This is a genomic window from Staphylococcus schweitzeri (assembly GCF_002902405.1).
GTDB classification, from domain to species: Bacteria; Bacillota; Bacilli; order Staphylococcales; family Staphylococcaceae; genus Staphylococcus; species Staphylococcus schweitzeri.
The window spans coordinates 20,921-28,407 of sequence record NZ_PPQS01000040.1 but is presented as its reverse complement, the minus strand read 5'-3'; the positions used below and the strand labels follow the sequence as shown (position 1 = coordinate 28,407).

The 7,487-nt window shown below is 31.8% G+C and carries 5 protein-coding genes and 1 pseudogene; 1 reads left to right on the top strand and 5 read right to left on the bottom strand.

Annotated features, from left to right (window positions below; all coding sequences use genetic code 11):
• Positions 1 to 1,338: YSIRK-type signal peptide-containing protein (locus tag CD116_RS09250; RefSeq protein WP_142381046.1), on the bottom strand; the 1,338-nt coding region annotated here is incomplete at its 3' end.
• Between the two features lie 304 nt (positions 1,339 to 1,642).
• Entirely contained in the window at positions 1,643 to 1,999 is a 357-nt protein-coding gene (locus tag CD116_RS09245; protein WP_047551741.1) for a SarA family transcriptional regulator, read from the bottom strand.
• Positions 2,000 to 2,321: 322 nt separating this feature from the next.
• On the opposite strand from CD116_RS09245, the gene sarU reads away from it, so the two are divergent.
• Positions 2,322 to 3,065, top strand: coding sequence for an HTH-type transcriptional regulator SarU (sarU, locus tag CD116_RS09240; protein ID WP_047551738.1), 744 nt, complete (start codon positions 2,322 to 2,324; stop codon positions 3,063 to 3,065).
• Between the two features lie 210 nt (positions 3,066 to 3,275).
• Here sarU and galU read toward each other — a convergent pair whose 3' ends face one another.
• The 3 genes and pseudogenes from galU to CD116_RS14125 form a co-directional block, all read right to left on the bottom strand.
• Positions 3,276 to 4,142 (bottom strand): UTP--glucose-1-phosphate uridylyltransferase GalU, encoded by an 867-nt coding sequence (gene galU, locus CD116_RS09235; protein ID WP_000721337.1) that lies wholly within the window; start codon positions 4,140 to 4,142, stop codon positions 3,276 to 3,278.
• A 179-nt stretch (positions 4,143 to 4,321) separates the two neighbouring features.
• On the bottom strand, positions 4,322 to 7,195 hold the full coding sequence (gene fnbB, locus CD116_RS09230) for a fibronectin-binding protein FnbB (protein ID WP_103325249.1): 2,874 nt from the start codon (positions 7,193 to 7,195) through the stop codon (positions 4,322 to 4,324).
• Positions 7,179 to 7,280 (bottom strand): annotated as a pseudogene (locus CD116_RS14125) (hypothetical protein). The gene fnbB and the pseudogene CD116_RS14125 overlap by 17 nt, the downstream one beginning before the upstream one ends.
• Positions 7,281 to 7,487 lie beyond the last annotated feature (207 nt).

The window sequence follows — 7,487 nt, the reverse complement described above, 5'->3', positions numbered from 1 at the left end:
TTGTAACTTCGGATTAAACTCACGTTTTGTCTCGAACGGTATCTCTACTGTTTTCGTTTCTGTTTTCTTAACTAGATTAGGCGTTAGTTTAAATGTTGAGTTATTTAAATCCGTTCTCATCCAACCATTTGCATATACACCTTGAGATGTTCCTTGTCTTTGACTAGAAGTAATTAAAAAGTTATATGCTTCAGATTTATCCAATCCCAAATCTGATATATTAGCTTCCCAAACTTTACCAGCATATTCGGCTCTCATTATACCCGATTTTTCATTGTACGCTAATTTTAAATTATTAAGTAATTGACCATGAAATTTTCCATCTGTAGTATCAACAGAATTATCTGCATATTGGAATGAATTATCTGCTTTTCCTCTTGTTGGTATGTTTGCTCCAACCTTTGATGTAGCCCCGTCAGTACCTGTTTTTACAAATGTACCATACCCTTTAAATCCTTGTCCTGCCTGTTTCTCTTCTTTATCCATGGGATCTTTAAAATTATACCCTGTATCAATTTTAAATCCTGCTGAATTTTCCATTCCTTTGGGACCTAATATACCTCCCTTTTGTAAATATTCGTTACCGTCACCTTTACTAAATAAGAACCCCCATCCATCAGCGCCAGTTGTTACCGATTGATGATTATTAGCTACTCTAATGTTAAACTCAAAGTCATTTTTAAAAGAAACTTTACTCTTTAATTGTAATGCTCCTGTCAATTCGTTTTTTCCAATACTTTTATTATTGAAACGAGTGACTTCAGATACCTTTAGATCCTCTGGATTGCTTTGTATATCAACACTTCCGTAACTTTCAAAATGCTCTTTACCTTGAATTGTAATAGGAGTAGATTCAACCACATTTTTAGAATCTCTTGTAATATCAAAAGAGCCTTCATCAACAGAACGAGCTTTTCTAACCTTAGGTGTCTCTGAGTTATGAGTGACTGACGATTTCGGCTGAACTTCACCAACATTGGCTACTTCTTTTGGTGTATCCTCTTTTTTTGATATATCTTCAGCCTTTACCGATGGTCCATGTTCGATTGTGTCTTTGCTTGAAGTTACTTCAGATTTAGCTTTTATACCTTGTGGTGCAGTGTCTTGGTTTGTAACTTCTTCATTCTTCACTTCTTTTGATTGGACATTATCTTTTATTGTAGTTGGATTCTCAATATTGTTTTCAGCTGCTTCTGCCTCTTGTTGAGTTCCCAAATACATTAGTGAGCCAATTAAAATAGATGCTGTCCCAACTGTAAATTTTCTTATTGAATATTTATTCGATTTATTTGATAGAAAATCTACTCTTTTATTTACCGGTCCTTTCTTTTCTCTCATTTGCATACTCCTTTTTCATATTTTCCACTTTACTTACAGTGAATTTACATGTAATTTTACAAATACAAAAGGAGTCGTACAATAGAATATAACATTTATCTTTATAAAATTATTTTATATTTACATATGCTTAAAAAATTTGCGAATAAAAATGTTATTTTTTGTTTTCAATGAATAATTCATTCTTATTTGTTGAAAAATCTCACCAATTCAATAGTATTCAGTTTCTAAAAACACAAAAATATCTCAACACACTTAAAAACACATTTAACTGCACCAAGACATTAAAATATCGAAACATACCTTATGTTTCATTAGTATTTATTTCATTCAAAATATTTTTAATATAATTGTGTTGCTTTTCAGAAACAACGATAATTACATTTCTACTATCATGGGGGTCCCTACATTTATTCAAATAGTCCTTTTTTGATAATTCTTTTACACTTTTAACAATTCTAGATTGGTCTATACCGATATAACTTATAATATCTCTCATAAAATATTTACCTTCAGCATTTTTAAATACATCTAAATATGCTAAAACTAAATAGTTATCCAATGTAAGACAAAAATATTTTTTCAAATTTTTACGTAGCTCATATGTAGTCAACACTCTCTTCATTAATTTAATATTACTCTTACTTTTCAAATTATTCATCGAGCCTTCATCCCTTACTTTTAATTGTCACGTTAATAATATATGTCTTTAACTAGTAATGAGTTCAAACATATTTAGTTTGTTTTGCTAGCTATAAACACAAATGAATCATAACACTATATTTTGATTTTGTTCAATTGTTTTTTATTTTGTATAATAAATGAATTTGTCATTTGTTATACTATGATTTTTAGTTATTTATATTTTATATATTATATATATAAAAATATTTTTGTTAACATGTCTTCAAAAGAGATTGCTTTTATATTACTTTAAATAATATAAAGTGTTGGGACATCAGAAAATATTAGGAGAAGGTAAGATGGACTATCAAACTTTAGAAAAGGTCAACAAACTCATAAATGTAGAAGCATACATATTTTTTCTCACTCAAGAGTTAAAACAACAATATAAATTATCATTAAAAGAATTGTTGATACTAGCATATTTTTATTACAAGAATGAACACAGTATTTCATTAAAAGAAATCATTAGTGACATACTCTACAAACAATCTGATGTTATTAAGAACATCAAATCACTATCTAAAAAAGGATTTATAAATAAGTCTAGAAACGAAACCGATGAACGCCGTATATTGGTTTCAGTTACTCCAATACAACGTAAAAAAATTACTTGTGTTATTAATGAGTTAGATCAAATAATTAAAGAATTTAATAAGGATAGAGATTACATTAAATATCAATGGACTCCAAAATATAGCAAAGAATTTTTTATACTTTTTATGAATATTATGTATTCAAAAGATTTGTTGAAATATAGATTTAATTTAACATTTCTTGATTTATCCATCTTATATGTAATATCATCTCGAAAAAATGAGATACTAAATTTAAAAGATTTGTTTGAAAGTATTAGATTTATGTATCCTCAAATTGTTAGGTCAGTTAATAGATTAAATAATAAAGGTATGCTAATCAAAGAGCGATCTCTTGCAGATGAAAGGATTGTGTTAATCAAAATAAATAAAATACAAGATAATACTATTAAAAGCATATTCACAGATACTTCCAAGTTTCTCAAACCAAGAAAATTTTTCTTTTAAATTTAACAGACTTACCTCTTAATAAAATAAATAAGCAATCATAATACTTCTCAATTTAGTATAAATAAAAATACATAATTAACTTTCTTTTGTTTTTATATTATTTCAATACCCTACTATATATCACAACACATAAATTAAGCATGACACTCATTCAATTTAGTTCACCATTTCGTGTTCCAACTTTATTGAGTATCATGCTTTTTAATGTTATAAACCTAATTCTTTAATAAATCGTGTTAATTCTTCTCGCATACTGTCATCTTTCAATGCATATTCTATTGTCGTTTTAACGAATCCTAATTTTTCTCCAACGTCATAACGTTCGCCTTCGAAGTCATATGCATACACTTGGTTATCATTATTCATACGCTCAATCGCATCTGTTAACTGTATTTCGTTACCTGCGCCTTCTTTTTGCGTTTTTAAATAATCGAAAATTTCAGGCGTTAATACATATCGGCCCATAATAGCTAGGTTTGATGGTGCCGTACCTTGTGCTGGCTTTTCAACAAACTTTTTCACTTCATACTGACGTCCATTTTTAGTTAATGGATCAATAATTCCATAACGATGAGTATCTGCTTCCGGAACTTCTTGGACACCTATAACTGAGTGCCCGGTTTCTTCATAAACGTCAATCAACTGTTTCACTGCTGGCACTTCAGATTCAACAATATCGTCACCTAATAATACCGCAAATGGTTCATTGCCGATAAATTGACGCGCAGAACTAATTGCATGCCCTAAACCTTTTTGTTCTTTCTGCCTTACATAAAAAATATTCGCAAGTTCCGTTGAATACTGAACTTTTTCTAGTAATTCAGATTTACCTTTTTCTTTTAAAACCATTTCTAATTCTTTTTGACTATCAAAATGATCTTCAATCGCGCGTTTATGGCGACCTGTCACTATAATAATATCTTCAATTCCAGCTCTTGCAGCTTCTTCAACGATATATTGAATTGTGGGTTTATCTAAGATAGGAAGCATTTCCTTTGGCATCGCTTTAGTTGCTGGTAAAAATCTAGTCCCTAAACCAGCAGCGGGAATGATTGCCTTTTTTATTTTTTTCAAAGTTAGTGTGCTCCTTTTCCTAAGTATTAAATCTATGTATCAACGTCATTTTAACACTAATTAGAACGCCTTCATAGTGGCATTGAGTATGTAATTATTTCTTGGGAAATTTGATTTAATTTAAAAAAACAGGCTTACTTCATATAATTTATGAAATAAACCCGTCAATTTTGAATCGATTATGCTTTGTGATTCTTTTTATTTCTGCGCAATAACGCTAAACCTAGAATACTAAATAATCCTCCGAACAACATACCTTTGTTTGTTGATTCTTCTCCACCTGTTTCAGGCAGTTCCGATTTCTTAGATTGTGCTTCTTTAGCTGGTGTCACTGCTTTAACCTTTTCATTGATTTCAATGACAGGTGTTACTACCTTACCTTGTTCCACTGGTTTAGAAGGCTTTTTAGGTTCTTCTTTGGCAGGTGGTACTGGTTGACCAGGTTCAGCTGGTACCTCTGGCGTTGGCGGTGTTGGTTTGCCTGGTTCACTTGGCACTTCTGGTGTCGGTGGCGTTGGTGTTTCCGGCTCGCTTGGTACTTCTGGTGTCGGCGGTGTTGGTGTTTCCGGCTCACTCGGTACTTCTGGTGTCGGTGGCGTTGGCGGCGTTGTATCTTCTTTAATCGTTTGTTGACCTTCATTTTGTCCGCTTACTTTTGGAAGTGTATCTTCTTCAAAATCAACACTGTTGTGTCCACCGAATTGATAATTTGGTTTATCTTTGTTTGTATCTTCTTCAATAATTTCATTATGTTTATTGAATCCATGAATATGTGGCACACTGTCGAAGTCGATATCAATGATGTTACCACCTTGTTCATACTTAGGCTTGTCTTTCTCTGTATCTTCTTCGAATGACTGGTTACCATTATTTTGACCATGAATTTGAGGTACACTATCGAAATCGATATCTACGATATTGCCACCTTGTTCATATTTCGGTTTGTCTTCTTCTGTGTCTTCCTCGAATGACTGGTTACCGCTATTTTGGCCACCTTCGTAACCTAATTCACTCTTAATATCAACATGGCTATTTTCTTCGATTTCTTCAATCACGCCATAATTACCGTGACCATTTTCAGTTCCTAAACCAGAATGAGAAATATAATGATTATTTTCAGTGATTTCCTCGATTGGTCCTTGTGCTTGACCATGTTCCTCAGGTAATTCATCCACTAATTCGATAAGATTACTTTCAGTTGTATATTCTTTCGTATCTTCAACTGTTGTATGGTCGCTCACTGCACCAGTAACAATACCTTTTGTAGACTCTTCGTCAAATTCAACTAAGTTAGACTCAGTAGTAACCTGACCACCACCTGGGTTTGTATCCTCTTCATATTCAACAACATCAGCATGATGTTTTGAATTTTCATGTGTCGATTCTTCAAAATCTACATGAATAGTATCTTCTTCAGTTTCTACAATACCTTCAGCATGGCCTTCTGCACCTTCAACAGCTGTATGATATTCAAAATCAATTGGCTTAGAATCGTTACTTTCTTCGATTGTACCAGTCAATTCATGCTTCTCCACTGGCTGCTCTGATTTAATGTCTAAATCAATTGGTTCACTCTTCTCAATGATAGGATCATTTGGCTTATCTTTACCATCGCCTTGAGCGTTATTAGAGTAAAACGCAACGCCATTGTCCCATGTTAAATTGATTGGATAATAATAGTAATAACCGTAATTATGATGATATCCATGGAGATTGGTTCTGAATAATAACTCTTTTTCGTTATTATTGTAATTTCCTTCAAAAGTTACAACATAACTTTTCTTATTAAACGCATCTAATGTTAATTTATAGCTACCGTTTTGTCCTAAAGTTAAATTACCAGCCATATCATTGGTAACATCTTTAAATTTCATTTGATCATTTGTGTTAGCATAGACGCTTTCTGGTAATTCATCACTCCCCAAATATTCGTAAACTTTAACGGTTGGAGTACTCTCAATAGACAATCCGCCTTTCGCAAAAAAGCCATTTATAGTTATTGAAGTCATCTCACTTTTTTTAGGATTAATATATGCTAAATGATGTATTTTATTATTTTCTTTATCTAATAAAGTTATACGTCCATTTACGGTTACGCCCCACTTATCTTTAACACCATCTAGGTATTTGATATCAAATTCTTTTGAAATCGTATTTTCACCTAATTTAACTTCAATAGTTTGTTTTCCTTGTTTTGTAACTGTTGTTGGATCAATAAACAAATTTAAACTTAGTTCAGCGGTTAAATCTTTCTTATCTTTTACATATTCTTTAAATATATATCTAATTTTTCTTTCATCTAATACATGGCCAACAGCAACAATATTATCATCTTTACTTTTTATATCAGGTACTTTACGAAGAGGTGAGATACCATGTGTTTCAACATTGTTACTTAATGTGAAATCAAAGTAGTCCCCCGGTTTTATATCTTCACCGAATTTCCATTTATATTTTAAAGTTACTCTTTCTGCATTATGAGGGTTAACAACGTTTGTCTCTTTATTGTTATGCCCTACGATTTCACTGCCTTCTTCTACTGTAACTTTACTTGTTACATCTGTACCTGTCGCTTTAGCTTCTTCCACTACTTCTTTCTCTGAAACTGCTGTAACGTCAGCTGATCTTTTCATTCTTGGTTTAATTTCTGAGACGTTACTTGGTTGAGCTGTGTCAACTTGAGTTCCTGTAGTTTCCTTATCAGTAACTTTTTCCGATGGCAAATCAACTCGCGAAGTTTCTAATTTTGGTGCTTGCACAGTTGTTGGCGCTTCTTCTGTTGTTACTTGAGTTGATTTTGATGGTTGCTCAGTTGATGTCGCGCTGTATAAGTGTGTTTCATCTATTGTATTAACGTTATTTGTAGTTATTTGTGTTTCGCTTGCTTTACTTTCAGTAGCTGAACTCCCACTTTCCTCTACTGTAGTATTATTTTGTTCTGATGCTGCAGCTTCTTTTTCTTGTCCCATTCCAACAACGATTATTGTTCCTAAGAATACCGAGGCAGCTCCCAATTTTTGTTTTCTTATGCCGTATCTAAGACTGTTCTTCACTATAATAATCTCCCTTAAATGCAAAATTCATTTATTTTTAATACTCAATAAATGCAATTTTATATTGTTCGGTTTTTAAAAGCAATGGAAAAACGCGAGTTAATAAAAAGTTAAGATTATCATTAATTTTTGTCATTTCATATTTTTATTATTTTGAAATATCTATAAATTGCGCGCAAATCGTCTATAACACTTGATAAACAAGGCTTCAAAGTTTTATTCTTATTTTTAAAAACAAATTTATTTTTATCTAATTTAAAACAATATATTAATACTTTCTAACTTTCCGACT